This is a genomic window from Halomonas tibetensis (assembly GCF_042643535.1).
GTDB lineage: Bacteria > Pseudomonadota > Gammaproteobacteria > Pseudomonadales > Halomonadaceae > Halomonas > Halomonas tibetensis.
Genome location: NZ_JBHRSQ010000009.1, coordinates 194,025 through 217,259 on the forward strand (window position 1 = coordinate 194,025; position 23,235 = coordinate 217,259).

Genomic DNA, 23,235 nt, shown 5'->3' on the forward strand with positions numbered 1-23,235 from the left:
AACGCCGGCCCACGTGGCCGGCGTTCTGCGTTCCGGCGGACCGGAACGGCGACGAAGGGAGGTGACTCAGAGCGGTAAGTCGTACTCGACGATCAGCGGTGCGAACTCGGAGAAGGTGGCGTCATAGTCGATCCAGGCATCGACCACATGGCGGCGGAACTCGGGGCCTACCACCTGGTAATCGATGCGCCATCCCTCCTGGCGGGAGCGCGGTACCTCCTGGTCAAGCTTTGGCCACCAGGTGGACTCGCCGGCGTCGCGGTTGATCTCGCGAAAGCAGTCGATGAAACCGGTGGGGCCGAATACCTGATCCATCCAGGCGCGCTCTTCGGGTTTGAAGCCGGGAGTGTCCTGATTGTCGGCCCAGTTCTCCAGGTCGATGGTCTTGTGAGCAATGTGCCAGGTGCCGCAGATGATGTACTCGCGACGCTTGCGGGCCATCTTGCTCAGGTATTCCTGATACTGGGCCATGAAGGCCTGCTTGGCGGCGAAGTCGCTGCCGTCGGGCATCAGGAAGCTGACGATGCTGAAGCGGTCGTAGTCGGCCTGCAGGAAGCGAGCCTCGTTGTCACACTGGGGGAAGCCCAGCCCGTACATGATGGCCTTGGGAATCTTCCGGCAGTAGATGCCCACTCCTGAGAAGCCGTCCTGCTCGGCATCGAGGAAGTAGCCCTCATAGCCTTCTGGATAGAGGATGCTGTCGTCCAGCTCGAAGCTCTTGGCCTTGAGATTCTGGACGCAGACAACATCGGCATCCTGGTTGGCCAGCCAGTCGAGAAACCCTCGACCGACCGCCTCCCGGATACCGTTGACATTAATAGTGGCAATTTTCATACGTGGTCCCTTTACCGTCGCGCGTGTATGATACCCGACGTTTCGACGTTTGGGTAAAAGGCCCGCGCCAATTAAGACGATAGGAGCCATCAGTGGAGCACTCCGGCACGCCTGCGCTGCAGGATTACCAGCGTGAATTCATCGAGTTCGCCATCGAACAGGGGGTGCTGCGATTCGGCGAGTTCACCCTGAAATCGGGTCGGATCAGCCCCTACTTCTTCAACGCCGGGCTATTTCGCACTGGCGAAGCATTGGCGCGCTTGGGCCGTTTCTACGCCCGCGCCATCGTTGACCGCGCTCCCGCCTTCGATGTGCTCTTTGGCCCTGCCTACAAGGGCATTCCACTGGCCGTCACGACGGCGGTGGCGCTGGCCGACCACCACGGCCGCGATCTGCCCTACGCCTTCAATCGCAAGGAAGCCAAGGCCCACGGTGAGGGTGGCAACATCGTCGGCGCCGAGCTTGACGGTAGTGTCCTGATCATCGACGACGTGATCACGGCCGGCACCGCCATCCGCGAGGCCATGGGGCTGATCGAGGCGGCCGGCGCTCTTGCCGCCGGTGTGATTATCGCCCTGGACCGCCAGGAACGCGGTAGCGCTGACGTTGACGGCAGTGGCCTGAGCGCCATTCAGGAGGTGGAGGCCCGCTACGCCATGCCGGTGGTCAGTATTGTGAGCCTGGATATGGTCCTGACCTATCTTGAAGCGCATGCCGGCGATGCGTTGAACCACCATGCCGAGGCCATACGTGACTATCGTGCGAGATATGGTGCATCTCCTTCGGCGTGACGGCACTTTGCGCTACACTTCAGTGAATCTATACAAATACCGTACAAGGTGAATCGTTCGCAAAGGTTGAGGAGAGCGAGATGAAACCAACACTGACGTTGCTGGCCGTCCTTGCCCTTGGCGCTGTGGGCAATGCCCAGGGTGCCAGCCTGGACCTCAACCTGGGTCCCGATGCCGTGCAGTTCGAGGCCGCCGGCGAGGTAGTGGACGGCATCAGCTTGGGTGGTGGAGTGGTTCACAGCGAGTATCGCGAGGACGCCACGGTGTTTAACGCTCAGCTGATGGGCACTAATCACACCCCTGATCGCGAGGTAGGCGTGGGCGCGCGCTGGACCCAGTTTGATACCGACGTCGGCAAGGGAGGCGGTCTCGGTCTGGGGGGATACGGCTATGTCTACCTGCCCAATCTGCCCGAGGTCTCTCTGGGCGGCTACGGTTTCTATACCCCCAACGTGATCTCCACCCGTGACCTGGAGGATGGGTACGAAGTCGGGGTTCGCGCCCGCTATGCCTTTGCTCCCAACGTGGATGGCTACCTGGGCCTGCGTCAGTTGGGCGCCGACTTCGACGATGACGGCGGCTCCCGCACCCTGGATCGTGGCGCCCAGTTAGGCGTGCGCCTGCGCTTTTGATGACTCCCCGGCGCAGTTAGCTGCCGATGATCGCGGGCCCCGTCATGGGGCCCGTCTGCGTTACACTCGTGCCTTGCACAAGGGCTTTTGTCGGAACCTGCCATGCTCGACGTCGTGCTCTACCAGCCCGAGATCCCGCCCAATACCGGTAACCTGATCCGGCTGTGCGCCAACACCGGCTTTCGGCTGCATCTGATCGAACCGCTGGGCTTTGTGCTTGATGACAAGCGCCTGCGCCGGGCCGGGCTTGACTACCACGAGTGGGCGATGGTCAGCGTGCATCGCGACTGGGAGGCCTATCTCGAGGCGGCAGCACCCGAGCGGGTCTTCGCCGTGTCGACCCGCGGACGGACCGGCTACCATGAGCCGACCTATGGTGGTGGCGACGCCCTGGTGTTCGGCCCGGAGACCCGCGGTCTGCCCCAGGCGATGCTCGATGCGCTGCCCGAGACCCAGCGGCTGCGCATTCCCATGCGCGAGGGTAGCCGCAGCCTGAATCTTTCCAATGCCTGCGCGGTGCTGGTCTATGAGGCCTGGCGACAGCTGGACTTCGCCGGCGCGGCAACGGTGGACCCCGCGAGGCCCGCTCGATGACGCTTCCCTCCACCCCTTCCACCATTCAGCAGCGCCTGGCTCGGCTCAATCCCCGCCAGCGGGAGGCGGCGCGTTACATCGATGGCCCCTGCTTGGTGCTGGCGGGCGCCGGCTCCGGCAAGACCAGCGTGATTACCACCAAGATCGCCTACCTGGTGCAAGCCTGCGGCATGAGCGCTCGGCGCATCGCCGCGGTGACCTTCACCAACAAGGCCGCCCGGGAGATGAAGGAGCGGGTCGGTGCCATGCTCAAGGGCCGCGAGGGGCACGGCCTGACCGTTTCTACCTTTCATACCCTGGGGCTCAACATCATCCGTCGCGAGCTGAAGGCGCTGGGCTACCGGCCTGGTTTCTCGCTGTTCGATCCGGAGGACGCCAAGGCGCTGCTGCGCGACCTGATGCAGAAGGATGCCCAAGTAGACGCCGAGGCGATCAACTCGGTGCAGCACCAGATCTCGGCATGGAAAAACGATCTGGTACTGCCGGGTCAGGCGATGTCCCACGCTGCGGACGATGATGAGCTGTTCGCCGCTCGGGTCTACGAGGCCTACAACCGCCACCTCAAGGCCTACAATGCGGTGGATTTCGATGATCTGATCCTGCTGCCGGTGGTGCTGCTGCGCGACGACGCCGAGGCGCTGGCCCGCTGGCGCAAGCGCATCCACTACATGCTGGTGGACGAGTACCAGGACACCAACGTCAGCCAGTACCAACTGGTACAGCTGCTGATGGGCGAGCGGCAGACCTTCACCGTGGTGGGCGACGACGACCAGTCGATCTACGCCTGGCGCGGGGCGCGCCCGGAGAACCTGGTGACCCTGGGCGAAGACTTCCCGCGCCTGAAGGTGGTCAAGCTGGAGCAGAACTACCGCTCCACCGGTACTATCCTGCGTGCCGCCAATACGTTGATTGCCAACAACCCCCACGTCTACGAGAAGACCCTGTGGTCGGATATGGGCGATGGCGCGCCGATCCGTGTGGTGGTCAATCGCCACGAGGAAGCCGAGGCGGACCGCGTGGCCAGCGAGATCCTCACCCGGCGCATCAAGGAGCGTGGCGAGTGGCGCGATTTCGCGGTGCTCTACCGCGGCAACTTCCAGGCCAGGCTGCTGGAGCTCAAGCTGCAGCACTACCAGATCCCCTACAAGCTCTCGGGTGGCACCTCTTTCTTCTCGCGCAACGAGATCAAGGATGCCATGGCCTACCTGCGCCTGTTGATCAATCCGGCGGACGATAACGCCTTCCTGCGTATCGTCAATGTGCCGCGGCGAGAAATCGGCCCCGGCACCCTGGAGAAGCTGGCGAACTATGCCAACGACTCGACGACTGGGCGCGATATCTCGTTGTTTGCCGCCTGTCACGAGTTGGGTCTCGAACAGCAGCTTCCGACGCGTGCCGTGGAACGGCTGGGCCGCTTCACCCATTTCATCGACGGGGTGAGGCGGCGCATGGATCAAGGCGATGCCATCGCCGCTATCCGCGACATGCTGGGCGAGATGGACTACGAGGCCTGGCTTTATCAGAACGCCAGCGCTCCCACCATCGCCGAGCGACGCATGGCCAACGTCTGGATCCTGATCGACCAGCTCGAGAAGTCGATGCAGGCCGATCCTGAAGAGGCGAGCCCGGAGGAGAGCACGGCTTCCGAGGAGACAGAAACCGACAGCGTGGAGGCCGCCATTTCCCGGCTGGTGCTGCGTGATATCCTCGAGCAGCAGGCCGAGGAGGACGATTCCGACCGCGTCCAGCTGCTGACCATGCACGCCTCCAAGGGCCTCGAGTTTCCCCACGTCTACCTGATGGGGCTCGAGGAAGAGCTGCTGCCTCACCGCAACGCCATCGAGGCGGGCACCGTAGAGGAGGAGCGCCGCTTGGCCTATGTGGGCATCACCCGGGCGCGTCGCACCTTGACCCTGACTCTGGCAAGGCAGCGCAAGGCCTATGGCGAGCTGATGGACTGCGCTGCCAGTCGCTTTCTGGATGAGCTACCGCAGGAGGACCTGGAGTGGGAAGGGCGTCCCGACAGGGAGGACCCGGAAAAGAAACAGGCCCGGGGCAAGGACGCCATCGCCGGGCTGCGCTCTTTACTGGGCTGAAGGCTCTTTACTGGGCTGAGGGTCGGATGCCATAGGGGTGCCGTTTGCTTTGCAATAGGCAAGTGGAGGGTACTTTCCCGCACGCAATCAGTCGCCAGATGCAAGCGAGGCGCCTTCAGGCGCCCCGCAGGTATTTCTTTGCAAGTAACACTTACTGCACCGCGTCGACCATGAAGTCTACGGCGGCTTTAACATCGTCATCCGAAAGGCTCATGTTGCCGCCTTTGGCCGGCATGGCGTTGAAGCCGTTGATGGAGTGATCGTAGAGGGTTTCCATGCCCTGCTCGAGGCGTGCTCCCCAGGCGTCGGCGTCGCCCTTGATCGGTGCGCCGGCGGCACCGGTCATGTGGCAGGCCATGCATGCCTGGTTATAGATTGCCTCGCCGTCAATTCCGGCGTGGGAGGGCTCGCTGTCGGCAGCAGCAGTTTCCTCGGTAGCGGCGGTTTCCTCAGCAGCAGTTTCCTCGGTAGCGGCAGTTTCGGCCGGAGCTTCTTCTTCGGCCGCGGCTTCCTCGACGGGCGCCTCGTCTGTGCTGCCCAGTTCCGGGACGTCCATGACCGGTTCCACCAGATAAGCAGTGGCCGCTTCCATTTCCGCATCCGAGAGGTTGGGATTGCCACCGCGGGCCGGCATGGCACCGATACCGTTGATGGAGTGATCAAGCAGAGTGGCGAAACCCTGCCCTACTCGATCCGCCCAGGCGGCCTCGTCTCCGCGGATCGGAGAACCGGCGGCGCCGGTTTCGTGACAGGCCATGCAGACACTGTTGTAGATGGCCGCGCCGTCGATGCCGTCGCCGTTTCCGTTGGCCGCTTCCGGTGCGGCGCTGGCGGATGCCGCGGTGCCGCAGTCCTGGCCCTGCAGGCAGAGTTGTCCTGCCGGCTTGAGACGCTCGGCGATGGCGTCGCGGTCGACGTTGGCCTGGGCGGTTGCCATGCCGGCGGTCAGGCCGAGGGTGGCCAGGCACCCCATGATCAGCTTGCTGGATTTCACTCTCACCACCTCTTGACGGTCCTGTAATGGATCATACGCGGCGCAGGCTTGTTTGCCGAAGACTCAATGACGCCGTAACGCACGAAGTGCAGATTAGTATACCGGCATCTCAGGCAGCAGGAAAATGATCAACCCCCCGCCATTGGCATGAGACGGCTTGGAGCGGCGGCGGGCCCACGCTGGACAGGTGCCGGCATGGCGGTTAGGATATCGACCGCTTCGTGTTCGCACTTGGCAATCCGCGCCCATAGCTCAGCTGGATAGAGTACTGCCCTCCGAAGGCAGGGGTCGTAGGTTCGAATCCTACTGGGCGCGCCAAAAAATATCAGTAATTACGGTCACTTAGCCAGTTTCGGCGGTGGCCGTTTTTTGTTGGTGGCCTGCGAGGTTCCCGCCATGACCCACTTGTCGGGAACTTGCCATCGGTCGCGAACCTTCTGATTTTGCCGCCCAGCGATCTGGCAGGCATTGCCCATCCATTGCGGGCTGTCGCTCACGTGAAGTAGTGATGTGCGAGCCCATCTCGAAGCTTGCACTGGCCTCGCGGAAACGAAGAAAAACGAGTAATGAGCGTTGAATCCTTGAGAAGAACAGTATGATTTCATCATAGATTCACAAAGATGATGGAACTGAAATTTTGTGTAAAGCGAGCTTCACGAAGGGAGGTGGGAATCGAGAGGGGAAGGCTGGCGTCACAGGCGATAGCGCCTTGTTACGTGAATAAAAACCGAAGTTAACAATAATGCGTGCCATTTCCGAGTTTTACATGGTGGACGCGCTAACCTGTCGGAGCTAGTTCCGTCCTGACGAGCTGGAGATTTTTCATGGCTATTGGTGTTTGGATCAGTCTTGTTGGCTACTTTGCGCTCATGATCGCCATTGGCGTCTACGCTATGCGCAAATCTACGTCGACTTCTGAGGATTACATGCTGGGTGGGCGAGCTCTCAGCCCACAAGTGGCGGCTCTGTCGGCCGGCGCTTCGGACATGAGCGGCTGGTTGCTGCTGGGTTTGCCTGGCGCAATGTTCGTTTCTGGTCTGGGTTCGGCCTGGATCGGTATCGGCCTGCTCGTGGGTGCGTTTTTCAACTGGACGCTGGTCGCTCCTCGCCTACGCGAACAGACGGTTCATTATGGTAATGCGATTACCATTCCGGAATTTCTGGCAAACCGGTTCCCTACTCGCGCGATGTCGCTGAGAACGGTATCCGCTATCGTTATCGTCATATTCTTTGCGGTGTATACGGCGTCAGGCCTGGTGGCGGGCGGCAAGCTGTTCGAAAGCGCGTTTTCCGGCATTATCAACGTCGGTGGCCTGAGCGACTACGCCATGGGCATCATCATCACACTGGGCGTGGTGTTGATCTACACAGTTGTCGGCGGCTTCCTGGCCGTGAGCATGACGGACTTTGTGCAAGGCTGCATCATGATGCTGGCACTGGTGATCATGCCGGCGGTTGTCCTCTTCGGTGAAGGTGGCGGCGGTTATACCCAGGCATCACAGACCCTGAATGAAATCGATCCCACGCTGCTGTCCTGGACGGCGGGACTGACCTTCGTTGGATGGCTGTCTGCGGTGACGTGGGGGCTGGGCTATTTCGGCCAGCCGCACATCATTGTCCGCTTCATGGCCATTCGGACACTGAAGGACGTGCCTGTTGCCCGTAACATCGGCATGGCTTGGATGCTCATCTCGCTGATTGGTGCCGTCTCTCTGGGTATATTTGGTCGGGCCTATGCGATCCGCAACGGTATGGATGTCCAGGATCCAGAAACGATCTTTATCATCCTGGCGGAGTTGTTATTCCACCCGCTGATCACCGGTTTCCTCTATGCGGCACTGCTTGCTGCCATCATGAGTACCATTTCCAGCCAGCTTCTGGTGTCGTCTTCATCACTGACCGAGGACTTCTATCGCCTCTTCTTGCGTAAGGAAGCGTCAGACAAGGAGACCGTTGCCATCGGTCGACTTTGCGTCGTACTCGTGGGCCTGGTTGCCGCCGTCATTGCGTCTGATGAAAACTCTCAGGTTCTGGGACTGGTCAGTAATGCCTGGGCAGGCTTTGGATCGGCATTCGGTCCGCTAATTATCCTGTCGCTGATGTGGCCGCGCACGAATGGTGCTGGCGCCATCGCGGGTATGGTGGTGGGCGCTGTCACCGTCATGATCTGGATTACGCTGGGCTGGAACGGTGAGTTCATGGGGGGTCCCGGTGTGTACGAGATCATTCCTGGCTTCATCGCTTCCTTTATTGCAATCATGGTGGTGAGCAACATGACTGCCGATGCGGGTGAATATCAGCACATCACTCGCTGACTTGAGCGCGGATGACTCGCTCGAAGTAGTGAAAGGGCTCCTTCGGGAGCCCTTTCTCGACCTGACGTTCTTCGGCTTGGTCTGCTTAGGTACCCCGCCCGTCATGGCGCGCTGCTTGCGTCGCATGAACACAAGGAGGCGCACCGTCAGGCATCGATCTGAAAGACAAGCCCCGTCCAGGAATTTGATGTGCCCGGCATCCTTAACCGTGAATCAAACCCCCGTTTTATTATTCGAATCAGGCATATGTCATGAAGAAAAAACCTAGTCAAACGTGGAATCGTTTCAACGTCCAATAGTCCACACTGTCGTTAGGAATGCGTATTTCATCGTCATAGGCCGTTTTAGGTCAGCATTTTTTAAGGCCTTAATAGATTCGTGATAATCAGCATTCACTAAGAAAGAACATTATCTAAGTCGACGCAACAACGCTTTGTGTCGGTTAGCCAGGAGAAATCAAGAATGAACGACGCAAACATTCATCTGCAGGATGACATGAGTGAGCTGCGCTATCGCATCCGCGACAACTACGATGCCAACGAGGCGGATGTGCTGCGCGGGCTCGTCGAGCGTATCAAGCTGTCAGAAGACGATCGCCGCAAGGTGGCCGCCGTTGGCGCCAACTACGTGGAGCGTGTGCGCAAGGAAAAGTCGCCTTCGATGATGGAGTCGTTTCTGGCCGAGTACGGGCTTTCGACCGCCGAGGGCGTGGGTCTTATGTGTCTGGCGGAAGCGCTGCTGCGCGTGCCCGATGCGGAAACCATCGACGATCTGATCCATGACAAGATCGAGCCGTCCGACTGGGGCGCGCACCTGGGCAAGTCATCATCGTCGATGGTCAACGCTTCGACGTGGGCGCTGATGCTCACCGGCAAGGTGCTGGACGACGACCCCAAGGGACCGGCAAGGGCACTGCGTGGCCTGGTGCGCCGCATGGGCGAGCCGGTCGTGCGCACGGCGGTCGGCCAGTCGATGAAGATCCTCGGGCGCCAGTTCGTGCTCGGCCAGACCATCGAGGAGGGCATGAAGAATGCCCGCGAACTCGAGAAGCAGGGCTACACGTGTTCCTACGATATGCTGGGTGAAGCGGCGCGCACCGATGAAGATGCCGTGCGCTATCACAAGGCCTATGCCAAGGCGATCACTGCGATCGCCAAGCAGGCCAAGGGCGACGTTCGTGGAAGTCCTGGTATCTCGGTCAAGCTCTCGGCGCTCCATCCGCGCTACGAAACTACCCATCACGACACGGTGATGGCAGAGCTCGTACCGCGCGCCAAGGAGCTGGTGCGGCAGGCAGCCAAGGCCAATATCGGTTTCAACATCGATGCCGAAGAGCAGGATCGGTTGGATCTGTCGCTCGATGTGATCGAGGAACTGATGTCAGACCCCAGCCTCGATGGATGGGACGGTTTCGGTGTGGTCGTTCAGGCTTACGGGCGCCGCGCCGCGCCGATGATCGAGACACTCTACGACCTTGCCGAGCGGTTCAATCGCAAGATCATGGTGCGCCTGGTGAAGGGCGCCTACTGGGATACCGAGATCAAGCTGTCCCAGGAGATGGGGGTCAAGACCTTTCCGGTCTTTACCCGCAAGGTCAACACCGATGTCAGCTACATGGCCTGCGCCCAGATGCTGCTCGACCGGCGCGACCGCATCTATCCGCAGTTTGCGACCCACAACGCCCACACCTGTGCCGCCGTGGTGGCCATGGCGGGCGATGACAAGGACAGCTACGAGTTCCAGCGCCTGCACGGCATGGGAGAATCGCTGCACCAGATCGTCAAGCAGTCGGAAGGCACGCATTGCCGTCTCTACGCCCCGGTGGGTGCACACCGCGACTTGCTGGCCTACCTGGTCCGTCGCCTGCTAGAGAACGGTGCCAACTCTTCGTTCGTGAACCAGGTGGTGGACGACACGATCCCCCCGAGCGAAGTCTCGAAGGATCCGGTGGCCGGGTTTGAGCAACTCGGCGACGCCATTGCCAGCCCGTTGATCCGCCAGCCCGGCGAGCTCTTCGCCCCCGATCGTGTGAACTCCCGCGGCTACCGGATCAATGAACCCGCCTCGATTCTGCCCCTGCTTGAGGCGCGTGAGCGATTCGCCGACACGACCTGGACGGCCGGGCCCATGCTGGCCGGAAACCCGGCGCCCAAGGGACCGGCGCGCGACGCTATCTCTCCCGCCGACGGTTCTCGCGTGGTCGGCACCGTGCATGAGGCGACGCCGGAGGAGGTCGCTACCGCCCTCGACGCCGCCGAGGAAGGCTTTCGCGAGTGGTCGGCACGTCCGGTGTCGGAACGGGCCGAGGTGCTGCGCCGCACCGCCGATCTTTATGAAAAGCACATCGCCGAGTTGACCGTGATCACCACCCGAGAAGCCGGCAAGATGATGTTCGACGGCATCGCCGAGGTGCGTGAGGCGGTGGATTTCCTGCGCTTTTACGCCAACGAGGGCGAGCGGCTGGAAGCGGAAGAACCCGGCAGCGCCCGCGGGATCTTTGTCTGCATCAGCCCGTGGAACTTCCCCCTGGCCATCACCACCGGCCAGATCGCCGCGGCGCTGGTGGCCGGCAACGCGGTGCTGGCCAAGCCCGCTGAGCAAACTCCCCTGATCGCCGCCCGTGCCGTCGAGCTGATGCGCGAGGCCGGTTTGCCGGAGGCGGCGTTGCAACTGTTGCCCGGCGATGGGCCGACGGTCGGCGGTCCGCTGACCAGCGATCCGCGAATCGCCGGTGTCTGCTTTACCGGCTCGACCCCGGTGGCGCAGATCATCCACAAGGCGTTGGCACAGAATGCCGGCCCGGATGCGGTATTGATCGCTGAAACGGGTGGCCTGAACTCCATGATCGTGGACTCCACGGCACTGACCGAGCAGGCCGTGCGCGACATTCTGATCTCGTCCTTCCAGTCGGCCGGCCAGCGGTGTTCGGCGCTGCGGATGCTGTATGTCCAGGAAGAGGCGCGCGACCGGCTGCTCCACATGCTCGACGGCGCCATGGATGCCCTCACCATCGGTGATCCCTGGAATACCGACACCGACGTGTCGCCGGTGATCGACGCCGATGCCCAGGCCGAGATCAGCGACTATGTCGCGGCGCATGAGAAGGCCGGTAAGGTGCTGAAGAAGCTGCCCGCGCCCGAGGTGGGCACCTTCGTCACCCCTGCCGTGGTCGAGGTCAAGGGGATCGAGGATCTCGAGCGTGAAATCTTCGGCCCGGTCCTGCACGTGGCCACCTTCAAGGCGCGGGACATCGACAAGGTGGTCGACGCGATCAATGACAAGGGATATGGGCTGACCTTCGGCCTGCATACTCGGATCGATGACCGCGTGCAGCAGATCGTCGAGCGAATCCATGTCGGCAACGTCTACGTCAACCGCAACCAGATTGGCGCCATCGTCGGCTCCCAGCCATTCGGCGGCGAGGGTCTTTCCGGTACCGGGCCCAAGGCTGGCGGTCCGCTCTATGTCTCCCGTTTTCGCCGTACCGCAAGCGCGGAGAGCCATGAGGCGCCGACAGGGAAATCCGTGACACAAAAGGATGTCCAGTCGACCCTCGACGGCTTGGATGCCCGTAACTGGGCGGCGCGTCGCGATCGTGTCGAGGTGTTGCGCAAGGCGCTCTCGGGTAAGGGCGGCGTGGTCCGCAAGGCACTCGCCGAGACTGCGGCCCTGGACATGACGCCGCAGACGCTGCCGGGGCCGACGGGGGAAAGCAACCGCCTGGCGATGTATCCGAAGGGCCCGGCACTCTGTCTCGGTCCGACACTGGATATCGCTGTCGCCCAGGCGGTGCAGGCGCTGGGCGCGGGCTCTCCGGCACTGATCGTCGCGCCGGGGGCGGTGCAAGCGGTGAAGCCCCTGATCGATGCCGGGGCGCCGGTGGCCGGGCTTGACGGCAGCATCGAGGCCGATACCCTGACGGCGATCAAGGGTGTCGAAACCGTGGCTGCGGCCGGAGACAGCGACTGGACCCGCGAGTTGCGCATCGCACTTGCCAAGCGCGACGGTGCCATCGTAGCGCTCGAGACCCAGACCATCTGGCCGGAACGCTACGTGGTGGAACGCCATCTGTGCATCGACACCACGGCGGCGGGCGGCAACGCCAGCCTGCTGGCAACGGCCGAGTAGAGTCGAGAACACTGCCTGGTAGGACCATCAAGAAGGATTGAACGGTTGCAACAAATACGCCGGGGCCTTGGCCCCGGCGTTTGTGGTTATGCCACGGTGTTCCTTTGCGGTGCCGCCATCGCCTAAATTGCCAACGCTTAAGTTGCCAACGCCCCTGTCGATATCCTGCAGTAACGGTCAGCCTGGCTGATTGATGCTCTCGGCCTGTCTGCCTCGCCTCTGGTATTGTCCCTTTCAGACTCCATGCGCCTGGCATGTTGCCGGGAGCCCTGAAAAAGTAGGCAGCAGATGGCAAGCGATACTCCTGACCTGACCGTTCCCGCCACCATGGCGGCGATGCTGCTGACCGGCCATGGCGGCATTGATAAGCTGGTCTACCGTGATGATGTGGCGACGCCGCGGCCGGGGCCGGGCGAAGTTCTGGTGCTTATTACCGCCACCGCCAAGAACAACACCGATCGTAAGGCCCGCGAAGGGCTTTATCCGGTCAAGAAGGGCCAGGTGGCCTCCTTTGCCATGGGCGGCGAGCCGACCCTGACCTTCCCGCGCATTCAGGGTGCCGATATCGCCGGGCGAGTGGTGGCGGTGGGCGAGGGCGTCGACCCGGCGCGCCTCGGTGAGCGCGGCCTGCTTGACTTCAACCTCTACGCCGATGCCCGCCCCGACATCAACCTGACCCCGGATTACTACGGCCACGGCGCCGACGGCGGCTTCGCCGAATATGTCGCCGTGCCGTCCAATCAGTTCCACTGCGTGCCCAATCCTGAACTTCACGATGCGGAACTGGCCGCCATGGGCATGTGCTCCTACCAGACCGGCTACCATATGATGACCTCCGCCGGGGTGAAAGCCGGTGAGCGGGTGCTGGTCACCGGCGCCAGCGGCGGGGTGGGCACAGCGCTGATCCAGCTCTGCCGCATTGTCGGGGCGATTCCCTACGCGGTGAGCCAGCCAGACAAGGCGTCGGCGCTGGAGGCTCTGGGCGCCGAGGCGGTCATCGACCGCGGCGACCTGGCGAGCTTCGTGCCGCGGGTGCTCGACGCTACCGGTGGTGCCCCCATCGATGCGGTGATGGATCTGGTCGGCGGGGAGATGACGGATCTCTTTATCGACACCATGATCCACGACATGAAGGCCCGCGCCACCTATCCACGTCTCTCGATCGCGGGGGCCAGCGGCGGCAATATCTCGGAAATCCTGTGGACTCGTATTTACCTCTATCAGGTGCAGATTTTCGGCGTCTCCCACGGCACCCGGGAGGAGGCCGAACAGCTGATCGATTGGATCCGCTCGGGGCAGCTCAGGCCGGTACTCCACGCCACATTTCAGCTCTCCGAGCTGCATGTGGCGGAGCGCTACTTCGTCAGCCGCGGCAGCAACTTTCTGGGCAAGATCGTGATCGTCCCCGATAGCCAGTGGGAAGAGCACGGTGCGCCCTTCGCCCTTATTGAGCAGGAGCCAGACTCATGAATCAGCCGCTGACCTTCAGGATGATGGACACCCACGCCGGTGGCGACGTCAGCCGCATCGTGCTCGGGGGCATCGAGCCGCTGCCCGGCGACACCGTGCGGGCTCAGATGGAGTATCTGCGCGATGACGCCGACGGCCTGCGCAAGCTGCTGCTGTTCGAGCCCTACGGCATCCCCGAGATGTCGGTGGACCTGGTGGTGCCGGCAACCGACCCCGCGGCCGCAGCGGGCTACATCATCATGGAGGTGATGGGCTACCCGATCTATTCCGGCTCCAACACCATCTGCACCGCCACTGCGGTGCTGGAGGCCGGCATCGTGCCCAAGCGGGAAGGGGTGCAGCACTTCACCCTGGAAGCCCCGGCGGGGCGGGTGAAGATAGAGGCCCGAGTGGAAGACGGGGTGGTGGAGGCGATCACCTGCGAGGGGCTGCCCAGCTACATCGACACTCATCGGGCTTCCATTCGGGTGCCGGGGCTCGGGGATATCACCTACTCGGTGGCCTACAGCGGCGGCTTCTATGCCCTGGTGGACGCCACGGAGCTGGGCTTTGGTCTGACCCTGGATGAGGAACGCCGGCTGGCCGACTGCGCTCACCGGATCGTCGAGGCGATCCAGGCCGAGCGGGGCTTCTCCCACTACACCCTGGGCGACGTCGGCCCGCTGCCTTTCCTGCACTTCATGGGCCCGGTGGAACAGGTCGCCGATGGCTTCTATCGCTCGCGCTCGACCACCTATGTGCACCCCGGGGTGATCTGTCGCAGCACCACCGGTACCGGCACTTCGGCGCGCCTGGCGCTGATGAATCACGAGGGTCGCATCCGGCCAGGCGACAGGCTGGAGACCGTCTCCCTGCGCGAGACCGGCTTCATCGGCACCTTTACCGGCGTCCGCCAGGAAGGGCCGCACGCGGTGGTGGAGAACACCATCACCGGCAAGGCCTATGTGCTCGGCCACACCGAGGTGGTGGTCAATTGCGACGACCCCTTGGTGGAGTGTAACGGCCTTCGCCAACTTCTCAGCGCCCGCCGAGGCTGAGGCTCGCTCGCAGGCTTGTCGACGGAACAGCCCTGAGCAATCCTTGCCTCTGCCACCTTGACTCGGCCAGTTCTCTCGCCTGCCCCTTGAGCGCCAACGCGAAAGGGGGCAGGCTGGCGCTCATTCTTTGTTTTCTTGCCGTTGTTCTTCCCTTCCCATCCTTCTTCCATTTCGGAGGTGTCCCTTGGCCATCACCAACTTTTCCGACCTGCTCAACGAGTCCCGCCTGCAGCCCGATGCCCAGCGGCTGCTGTTCGTCTTCACCCGCGCCGAGCTGCCGGATAATCCCACGCCGGAGCAGCGTCGCAACTTCGAGCAGGGCGAGGGCGGCGTGCTGACCCCGGCGCTGTGCGTCGATAAGGCACCGGAGGAGCTCAGCGATATGGCCGCGTTGGTCTCGGAGTCGGAGGAGACGGGAATCGAGTGGGACATCGTCTTCGTCGGCGCTCTTTCCGGTCGAGGCGGTGAGGCGCCGAGCGGGGAACAGGCGGAGGCGCAGCTCGAGCGCATGGTGGAGTCGCTAAAGATGGGCAACGTGGATGCCTTCCTTGCCCTTGACCGCAGCGGGGATGCCGTACAGATCGGCTGACGCTGGCGGCTCTGACGCCAAGCGATAGTTTTGAGTTATCGGCACCATGCCACCATTCAATTTACGCTATTGGGTAATACGGGCTACCATGCGCACCGCATAGGCGCCAATCCTTATACTAAAGTTGAAAGGAGCATGACCGAATGTCCCTGCTGAATACCGAAGTCAAGCCGTTCAAGGCGACCGCCTATCACAACGGTGAGTTCGTTGACGTTACCGAAGAGAATCTAAAGGGACAGTGGAACATCTTTTTCTTCTATCCGGCGGACTTCACCTTCGTCTGCCCGACAGAGCTGGGCGACCTGCAGGATAAGTACGCAGAGCTCAAGAAGATGGGTGTCGAAGTTTACAGCGTCTCCACCGACACCCACTTTACCCACAAGGCTTGGCACGACAGCTCCGAGACTATCGGCAAGCTGACCTACCCGATGCTGGCCGACCCGACTCTGCGCATCTCGCGCAATTTCGAAGTGCTGATCGAGGAAGCCGGTCTGGCTGACCGTGGCACCTTCGTGGTCGACCCGGATGGCAAGATCCAGATCGTCGAGCTGAACGCCGGCAACATCGGACGCAATGCCGAGGAGCTGCTGCGCAAGGTCAAGGCCGCCCAGTATGTGCGCGCTAACCCGAACGAAGTCTGCCCGGCCAAGTGGGAAGAAGGCGAGGCGACCCTGTCTCCGTCCCTGGACCTCGTCGGCAAGATTTAAGACTCCCCCTGCGGCGAGGCCACGTTCCGGGTCTCGCCGTCCCACTCGGGCAGTCTTGCTCGAGTGGGACTACCTCCCTCACAAGACGGTCTTCGGCGACGCCCAGCGGCGCTCGCACGGCTCCCTTGTGACCCCGTTTCGCGAACATGAAGGAATCCGCTGTCATGTTGGACGACACTCTGAAAAGCCAGCTCAAAGCCTATCTGGAAAAGGTCACTCAGCCGTTCGAGATCGTCGCCTCCCTCGATGACGGCGCCAAGTCACAGGAGCTGCACGGTCTGCTGACCGATATTGCCAGCCTGAGCGACAAGATTTCCCTCAACCTCTACGGTCAGGATTCGCGGCGTCCGTCTTTCGCGCTGAATCGTCCCGACCAGGACATGGGCATCGTTTTCGCCGGGATCCCCATGGGTCACGAGTTCACCTCCCTGGTGCTGGCGCTGCTTCAGGTGGGCGGCCACCCGCCCAAGGTCACCGACGAGGTGATCGAGCAGATCAAGGGCCTCGACGACGCGCTGCACTTCGAGACCTACTACTCGCTTTCCTGTCAGAACTGCCCGGATGTGGTTCAGGCGCTCAATCTGATGGCGGTGCTCAATCCCAATGTCAGCCACGTGGCCATCGACGGCGCCCTGTTCCAGGACGAGGTCGAGGAGCGCCAGGTGATGTCGGTGCCCAGCATCTACCTCAACGGCCAGCTCTTCGACCAGGGCCGCATGAGCCTGGAGCAGATTCTCGCCAAGGTGGACACCGGTGCCGCCCGGCGAGAAGCCGCCAAACTCAACGACAAGCCATCCTTTGATGTGCTGGTGGTAGGCGGTGGCCCGGCCGGCGCTTCGGCAGCCATCTATGCTGCCCGCAAGGGCATCCGCACCGGCGTGGCCGCCGAGCGCTTCGGCGGCCAGGTGATGGATACCATGGCAATCGAGAACTTCATCTCCGTGCCCCACACCGAAGGCCCCAAGATGGCCGCGGCGCTGGAGGAGCACGTCAAGGAGTATGAAGTCGACATCATGAACCTGCAGCGTGCCGTCAAGCTGGTGCCGGCAACCCAGCCGGGCGGCGAGCATGAGGTACAGCTCGAGTCCGGTGCCAGCCTGAAGAGCAAGACGCTGATTCTGGCCACCGGCGCTCGCTGGCGCGAGATGAACGTGCCCGGCGAGGCCGATTATCGCAACAAGGGCGTGGCCTACTGCCCCCACTGCGACGGCCCGCTGTTCAAGGGCAAGCGCGTGGCGGTGATCGGCGGTGGCAACTCCGGTGTCGAAGCGGCCATCGATCTGGCCGGCATCGTCGGCCGCGTGACGCTGATCGAGTTCATGGACGAGATGCGCGCCGATGCGGTGCTGCAGAAGAAGCTGAAGAGCCTGCCCAACGTCGACATCATCCTTGGGGCCCGCACCACCGAGGTGAACGGCGACGGCACCCGCGTCAACGGACTCACCTTTGAAGAGCGCGCCAGCGGTGAGATCAAGCGCCTCGACCTGGAAGGGATCTTCGTGCAGATCGGCCTGATCCCCAACACCGAGTGGCTCAGGGGTTCCCTGGTGGAGATGTCCGAGCGCGGCGAGATAATCACCGATGCCCACGGCACGACCAGCGTGCCCGGCATCTTCGCCGCCGGCGACGTGACCACCGTGCCCTACAAGCAGATCATTATCGCCATGGGCGAGGGGTCCAAGGCCGCCCTGGGCGCCTTCGACCACTTGATCCGCAGCTGATCGACGCGGGCCCATACCGCGCACCCTAAAACGACGCCCCGCCGGCAGTGCCGGCGGGGCGTCGTCGTCTTTCGATCGGCACGGAAGTGTACGATCGATGTGTCAGCCGATCAGGCCCAGGAAGGGCAGCAGGGTAATGACGAGGATCACCCCCACCGCTACGACGACCAGCAGCATCCGCACGGGATGGCGCATCAGGCGCTTCCACAGGGTCGGTGCCTCACCGCGCTCGGCCAGATCGCTATGTGCCTGGCGCACCCGCTCGCTGAGCCCCTGCTGGTAGGCGTCCAGCGCCTCCCGAGCCGCATCAAACTGGTCCTCATCGCGCAGCCAGATGGCCGCCACGCCGAGTCCCCAGAAGCCGGCCCGGGTCTCGAAGGTGTCGAAGCCTCGAGCTTCGAACAGCTCGCGAACCTCCTCGGCCTCTGCGTCGGGCACGTTGCCCAGCCGGAACAGCAGTCTTGCCACGTCTTGCTCCTTGAGTGGGTGGTTCAGGGCAGCTCGGCGCGCTCGATGATCACCGGTTCACGAGGTACGTCCTGGAAGGGGCCGCGGCTTCCGGTGGGGACGCGGCGGATGGCGTCGACCACCTCCATGCCCTCCACCACCCGGCCGAACACCGCATAGCCCCAAGTCTGGCCGGACTGGGGGCTGACGTGATCCAGGAAGCCGTTGTCGCCCACGTTGATGAAGAACTGGGCGGTGGCGGAGTGGGGGGCGCCGGTGCGCGCCATGGCCAGGGTGCCGCGGCGGTTTTTCAGGCCGTTATCAGCCTCGTTGGTGATCGGGTCGCGGGTCGATTTCTGGCGCATTTCCTCGTCGAAGCCGCCGCCCTGAACCATGAAGCCGTCGATCACCCGATGGAAGATGGTGCCGTCGTAGTGGCCGTCCTGCACGTAGGTGAGAAAGTTGTTGACGCTTTCGGGCGCCTCGGCCTGGAACAGCTCGATGCCGATGGCACCGTGGCTGGTATGCAGGATGACGTCGGGGGTGGCTTCCTCAGCCTGGGCGGTAGAGACACCCCAAGGGAGGGCGGCGGCAAGCAGCAGGGCGGGAATCAGCGGACGTTTCACGGGGCGGGTCACCATGGTTGTGAAAATCGAGGGTCAGGAAAACAGGCCCCAGCATAAGGCCCCGCTGCTGCCCTGTCAGCGTCTGTCTGATGGGGGTGTCCAGGACGCGTTCGGCAATGTTTGACATGGGTCACAGGCCGGCCCGAAAAGAGGTATTTGGTATAGATCTTATGAGGAGATTCCCCGACCATTCGCTGCATGGGCGTCGGCGCCAGTCGCCGGCTCGTTGAATTCAGGCCCGGCCGGACGGCCGGGCGTCACCCGCGGCAGGAGGGTGCAGCAGATGGTGGCGGAACTCGGTAACTTTGCGCTGATCCTGGCGCTCTGCCTGGCGCTTATCCAGAGCGTGCTGCCCCTGGTGGGCGCCCAGACTGGCAGCCTGCGGCTGATGCGCACGGGACGCTTTCTGGCCAGCGGCCAGTTTGTCTTCCTGGCCATCGCCTACGGGGTGCTTACCTGGGCCTTCCTGGCCAGCGACTTCAGCGTGCGCTATGTGGCCAGCCATTCCAGTCTGGCCCAGCCGACGATGTACAAGGTCACGGCGGTGTGGGGCGGTCACGAGGGGTCACTGCTTCTATGGGTTCTGCTGCTCGGCGCCTGGGGCGTGGCGGTGGCGCGTTTCAGCCGCTCGTTGCCCCGCGAGATGCTGGCCCGGGTGCTGGCGGTGATGGGCATGATCTCGGTGGCCTTTATTGCCTTCACGGTGTTCACTTCCAACCCCTTCGATCGCATTGTGCCGGGCCCCGTGGACGGGCGCGGCATGAACCCGCTGCTTCAGGATCCCGGGATGATCCTGCACCCGCCTCTGCTCTACATGGGCTACGTGGGCACCGCAGTCGTCTTTGCGCTGGCCATGGCGGCGCTGATGGGCGGCCGGCTGGATGCGGCCTGGGCGCGCTGGTCGCGGCCCTGGACCACGGTGGCCTGGGTGTTCCTCACCCTGGGCATCGCCATGGGCTCCTGGTGGGCCTACTACGAGCTGGGCTGGGGCGGCTGGTGGTTCTGGGATCCAGTGGAGAATGCCTCTTTCCTGCCCTGGCTCACCGCCACCGCCTTGCTGCACTCCCTGGCGGTGTCCGAGAAGCGCGGCGGTCTCAAGGTGTGGACCCTGATGCTGGCAATCATCACCTTCGCCCTGACCGTGTTCGGGGCCTTCATCGTGCGCTCCGGGGTCATCACCTCGGTACATGCCTTCGCCACCGACCCGGACCGCGGCGTCTTCCTGCTCGCCATGCTGGCGGCGACCCTGCTCGGTTCGCTGACCCTCTACGCCTGGCGGGCACCGCGGGTCGGTCTGGGCGGCGGCTTTCACTGGCTCTCCCGGGAATCCCTGCTGCTGGCCAATAACGTGCTGCTCACCGTGGCCTTCGCCGCGGTCTTCATCGGCACCCTCTATCCGCTGATACTCGACGCCTTCGGGCTGGGCAAGATCTCGGTGGGCCCGCCCTACTTCGATACGGTGTTCGCCCCGCTGATGCTGCCGCTGCTGCTGTTGATGGGCCTTGGCCCCACCGTCATGTGGAAGCATTCCAGTCCCGGTGAGGTGATGCGCCAGCTGCGCTGGGTGCTGCTGGCAAGCGTCGTGGCCGGCGGCCTGTGGCCGCTGACCATGGGCGCCTGGCGCCCGCTGACGGCCCTGTCGCTGATGCTGGGCAGCTGGATCGTCTTGACCGCGCTGCTTGATATTCGTCAGCGATTGGCCGGGCGCCAGCCTTTGGCGATTCGCCTGCGCCGGGTCCTGCGTCCTGGCTTCCTGGGCATGCATCTGGCCCACGTGGGCCTGGCCCTCATCGTGGTCGCCATCGCCATGGTCAACACCTACGAGGTGGAACGCGACGTGCGCATGGAACCGGGCCAGACTACCTCGGCGGCGGGTTTCGACTTCACCCTGCAGCGCATGGAAATGGTGCGCGGCCCGAACTACGACGCCGACCAGGCGGTGGTCGAGGTGACCCGAGATGGTCGTCCGGTGGCCACCCTGCTGCCCCAGCGGCGCTACTACGACACCCAGCCCGAGAACCCCATGCACCAGGCCTCGCTGCATCGCGCGGCGACCCGCGACGTCTACGTGTCGCTCGGTGAGCGGCTGGTGGGCGACGCCTGGAGCTTCCGCCTCTACTACAAGCCCTACATGGCCTGGATGTGGAGCGGCGCCATCCTGCTTGGTCTGGGCGGCCTGCTGGCGGCCTCCGACAAGCGATACCGGTTGTCTCGCCGCCGCGAGCGTGCCCCGGTGCCTGCGGCGGACCCCAGCCGAGAGGTGGCCGCATCATGAAGCTCAAGCTGCTCCTTCCGCTGGTGGCGGTGGTGGCCCTGCTCGGCCTGCTGCTGCTGGGCCTGGGCCTCAACTCCCGCGACCTGCCCTCGCCGCTGGTAGGCCAGCCGGCGCCAGCCTTCATGCTGGAGTCCCTGGAAGATGCGGAGGTCATCCTCACCGAGCAGGACTTTATCGGCGAGGTGGCGCTGGTCAACGTCTGGGCCACCTGGTGCAGTACCTGCCGGTCCGAGAAACCGCTGCTGATGGAGCTGGCCCGCGGCGGCATCCCTATCCACGCCTTCAACTACCGCGACGAGCGTGACGCCGCGCTGCGCTATCTGGAGATGACAGAGAGCCCCTATCGCACCATCGCCTATGACCCTGCGGGCGATGCTGGCATCGACTGGGGCGTCTATGCCACCCCCGAGACCTACGTGCTCGATGCCGAGGGCGTGATCCGCTACAAGCGCATCGGTCCCCTCAGTCGGCAACTGTTGCTCGATGAGGTGCTGCCCCTGGTGGAGAAATTGAGGGCGGAGAAATTGAGGGCGGAGAAACTGAGATCCGACCAGGCGAGGAGGGCGTCATGAAGCGAATCCTTATCAGCTGTTCGCTGTGGCTGTCCCTGGGGGTCACCTGGCTGCTGCCGGCTGGGCTGGCACTGGCGCTGGCCATCGGCGAGCCGCTGGAATTCGACGGCGACGCCCAGCGCCGGCAGTACGAGACGCTGACTCGAGAGCTGCGCTGCACCGTTTGCCAGAGCGAGACGATCCATGAGTCCAACGCGGAGCTGGCCGCCGATATGCGGCGTCGTGTCTACCAGATGACCCGTGAAGGCATGTCCGCCGAGGCCATCGTCGACTTCATGGTGGCGCGCTATGGCGACTATGTGCGCTACCGGCCGCCACTTCAGGCCAACACCGCCCTGCTGTGGGCCAGCCCTTTCCTGCTGTTCGGCGGAGGCCTGCTGGCGTGGTGGCAGGTGATGCGCCGGCGCAGCCGCACCGATGACGAACCCCAATTCACCGACCAGGAGCGTGCGGCGCTGGAGCGCCTGCGCCGTGGCGACTGACCCCGGAGGTGCGACGAGATGAATGGCGTCTTCCTGCTGCTGGCTCTGGCCCTGTGCTTGCTGGCCTTGGCCTTTGTGCTGATACCGCTGCTGCGTGAACCCCGTGATGCCATGGGACCGAGCCGCCGTGAAGGGGTGCTGGCAGTGCACCGCGACCGCTTGGCCGAGCTCGACCAGGATCTGGCCGCGGGTTCCCTGACCAAGGAGCGCCACGCTCGCGCCCTGGCCGATCTGGAGCGCGAACTGCTCGACAGCGGCGTGCTGGAGACCGGTCCCGACACCGGTGGCGAGCGTCGCGGAACGCGCCGTCTGGTCCAGGTCGCCGCCCTGGCCAGCATGGCGCTGCTGCCCTTCCTGGCCGTCGGGACCTATCTGTCGGTGGGCTACAGCGATGAGGTGTTCGCTGCCCGTGCGCCGGCTGGCCAGACGCTGCCAGCGCAACCACAGGCGGAGCCCAGCGACGAGGAGATGACTCGCGAATTCACCCGCCTTGTGGAGGGGCTGCAGGTGCGTCTTGCCCAGAACCCGGAAGACCTTCAGAGCTGGGTGCTGCTGGGCCGTACGCTGACGTACCTTGACGAATTCGAGGCAGCGGGTCGGGCTTTCGGAGAAGCGCTGCGCCACGGCGGCGATCGCGACCCCGAAGTGCTGGTCCGTTACGCCGACGTGCTGGCCGAGCTCGAGGGCGGCCTGGCCGGCGAGCCGGCGGCACTGATCGAGCAGGCCCTGGCCATCGACCCCGATCATCCCCAGGGGCTTTGGTTGGCCGGCACTCTGGCCTACCAGCAGGAGGCCGTCGACGAGGCCCGCGCCTACTGGGGACGGCTGCTGGCGATACTGCCCGCGGAATCGCCCGAGGCCGAGGTGATCCGCGGCAACCTGGCGGAACTGACGCTGCGCTAGGCGAGAACGAGCCCAGGAGGCC

19 protein-coding genes and 1 tRNA gene are annotated in these 23,235 nt (G+C 63.5%); 16 read left to right on the plus strand and 4 right to left on the minus strand.

Features of this window, described 5'->3' with window-relative positions:
- Positions 1–66 precede the first annotated feature (66 nt).
- Entirely contained in the window at positions 67–834 is a 768-nt protein-coding gene (locus tag ACFODV_RS07210; protein WP_379756858.1) for an exodeoxyribonuclease III, read from the minus strand.
- 92 nt (positions 835–926) lie between these two features.
- Here ACFODV_RS07210 and pyrE point away from each other — a divergent pair, with 92 nt between their 5' ends.
- From pyrE to rep, 4 genes are all read left to right on the plus strand, one after another.
- A complete protein-coding gene (gene pyrE, locus ACFODV_RS07215) occupies positions 927–1,625 on the plus strand; it encodes an orotate phosphoribosyltransferase (RefSeq protein WP_379756861.1) in 699 nt (232 codons plus the stop codon).
- Between the two features lie 80 nt (positions 1,626–1,705).
- Entirely contained in the window at positions 1,706–2,257 is a 552-nt protein-coding gene (locus tag ACFODV_RS07220; protein WP_379756864.1) for a YfaZ family outer membrane protein, read from the plus strand.
- A 102-nt stretch (positions 2,258–2,359) separates the two neighbouring features.
- On the plus strand, positions 2,360–2,851 hold the full coding sequence (trmL, locus tag ACFODV_RS07225) for a tRNA (uridine(34)/cytosine(34)/5-carboxymethylaminomethyluridine(34)-2'-O)-methyltransferase TrmL (protein ID WP_379756867.1): 492 nt from the start codon (positions 2,360–2,362) through the stop codon (positions 2,849–2,851).
- Positions 2,848–4,947: a DNA helicase Rep gene (gene rep / locus ACFODV_RS07230; RefSeq protein ID WP_379756870.1), complete on the plus strand. Its 2,100-nt coding sequence runs from the start codon at positions 2,848–2,850 to the stop codon at positions 4,945–4,947. Before trmL ends, rep begins: the two co-directional genes overlap by 4 nt.
- Positions 4,948–5,098: 151 nt before the next feature.
- On the opposite strand, the gene ACFODV_RS07235 is transcribed toward rep, so the two are convergent.
- Positions 5,099–5,941: a c-type cytochrome gene (locus ACFODV_RS07235; protein ID WP_379756873.1), complete on the minus strand. Its 843-nt coding sequence runs from the start codon at positions 5,939–5,941 to the stop codon at positions 5,099–5,101.
- Positions 5,942–6,182: 241 nt separating this feature from the next.
- On the opposite strand from ACFODV_RS07235, the gene ACFODV_RS07240 reads away from it, so the two are divergent.
- The 8 genes from ACFODV_RS07240 (at position 6,183) to ahpF (ending at position 17,908) form a co-directional block, all read left to right on the plus strand.
- Positions 6,183–6,259: transfer RNA gene (locus tag ACFODV_RS07240), tRNA-Arg, on the plus strand.
- A 506-nt stretch (positions 6,260–6,765) separates the two neighbouring features.
- Positions 6,766–8,256, plus strand: a complete 1,491-nt coding sequence (putP, locus tag ACFODV_RS07245; RefSeq protein WP_379756876.1) for a sodium/proline symporter PutP — start codon at positions 6,766–6,768, stop codon at positions 8,254–8,256.
- Positions 8,257–8,718: 462 nt separating this feature from the next.
- A complete protein-coding gene (putA, locus tag ACFODV_RS07250; protein ID WP_379756880.1) occupies positions 8,719–12,384 on the plus strand; it encodes a bifunctional proline dehydrogenase/L-glutamate gamma-semialdehyde dehydrogenase PutA in 3,666 nt (1,221 codons plus the stop codon).
- Between the two features lie 288 nt (positions 12,385–12,672).
- Positions 12,673–13,854: a zinc-binding dehydrogenase gene (locus ACFODV_RS07255; RefSeq protein WP_379756882.1), complete on the plus strand. Its 1,182-nt coding sequence runs from the start codon at positions 12,673–12,675 to the stop codon at positions 13,852–13,854.
- Positions 13,851–14,891: a proline racemase family protein gene (locus ACFODV_RS07260; protein WP_379756885.1), complete on the plus strand. Its 1,041-nt coding sequence runs from the start codon at positions 13,851–13,853 to the stop codon at positions 14,889–14,891. The genes ACFODV_RS07255 and ACFODV_RS07260 overlap by 4 nt, the downstream gene beginning before the upstream one ends.
- A 184-nt stretch (positions 14,892–15,075) precedes the next feature.
- Positions 15,076–15,480: a ribonucleotide reductase subunit alpha gene (locus ACFODV_RS07265; RefSeq protein WP_379756888.1), complete on the plus strand. Its 405-nt coding sequence runs from the start codon at positions 15,076–15,078 to the stop codon at positions 15,478–15,480.
- A gap of 149 nt (positions 15,481–15,629) precedes the next feature.
- Positions 15,630–16,187, plus strand: coding sequence for an alkyl hydroperoxide reductase subunit C (gene ahpC / locus ACFODV_RS07270; protein ID WP_449271888.1), 558 nt, complete (start codon positions 15,630–15,632; stop codon positions 16,185–16,187).
- Between the two features lie 164 nt (positions 16,188–16,351).
- On the plus strand, positions 16,352–17,908 hold the full coding sequence (gene ahpF / locus ACFODV_RS07275) for an alkyl hydroperoxide reductase subunit F (protein WP_379756894.1): 1,557 nt from the start codon (positions 16,352–16,354) through the stop codon (positions 17,906–17,908).
- Between the two features lie 102 nt (positions 17,909–18,010).
- On the opposite strand, the gene ACFODV_RS07280 is transcribed toward ahpF, so the two are convergent.
- Positions 18,011–18,376 carry a DUF6164 family protein gene (locus ACFODV_RS07280; RefSeq protein ID WP_379756897.1) on the minus strand — a complete coding sequence of 122 codons (366 nt, stop codon included), beginning with the start codon at positions 18,374–18,376 and terminating at the stop codon, positions 18,011–18,013.
- Positions 18,377–18,399: 23 nt separating this feature from the next.
- Entirely contained in the window at positions 18,400–18,888 is a 489-nt protein-coding gene (locus ACFODV_RS07285) for a peptidylprolyl isomerase (RefSeq protein ID WP_449271889.1), read from the minus strand.
- Positions 18,889–19,264: 376 nt separating this feature from the next.
- On the opposite strand from ACFODV_RS07285, the gene ACFODV_RS07290 reads away from it, so the two are divergent.
- The 4 genes from ACFODV_RS07290 to ccmI are packed head-to-tail and all read left to right on the plus strand — an operon-like array spanning position 19,265 to position 23,213.
- The gene (locus tag ACFODV_RS07290; protein ID WP_379756903.1) at positions 19,265–21,256 is read left to right on the plus strand and encodes a heme lyase CcmF/NrfE family subunit; all 1,992 of its coding nucleotides are present in this window, start codon (positions 19,265–19,267) and stop codon (positions 21,254–21,256) included.
- The gene (locus ACFODV_RS07295) at positions 21,253–21,828 is read left to right on the plus strand and encodes a DsbE family thiol:disulfide interchange protein (RefSeq protein ID WP_379756905.1); all 576 of its coding nucleotides are present in this window, start codon (positions 21,253–21,255) and stop codon (positions 21,826–21,828) included. Before ACFODV_RS07290 ends, ACFODV_RS07295 begins: the two co-directional genes overlap by 4 nt.
- On the plus strand, positions 21,825–22,310 hold the full coding sequence (locus ACFODV_RS07300) for a cytochrome c-type biogenesis protein (RefSeq protein WP_379756908.1): 486 nt from the start codon (positions 21,825–21,827) through the stop codon (positions 22,308–22,310). Before ACFODV_RS07295 ends, ACFODV_RS07300 begins: the two co-directional genes overlap by 4 nt.
- A gap of 18 nt (positions 22,311–22,328) precedes the next feature.
- Positions 22,329–23,213, plus strand: coding sequence for a c-type cytochrome biogenesis protein CcmI (gene ccmI, locus ACFODV_RS07305; protein ID WP_379756911.1), 885 nt, complete (start codon positions 22,329–22,331; stop codon positions 23,211–23,213).
- The last annotated feature ends 22 nt before the right edge of the window (positions 23,214–23,235 follow it).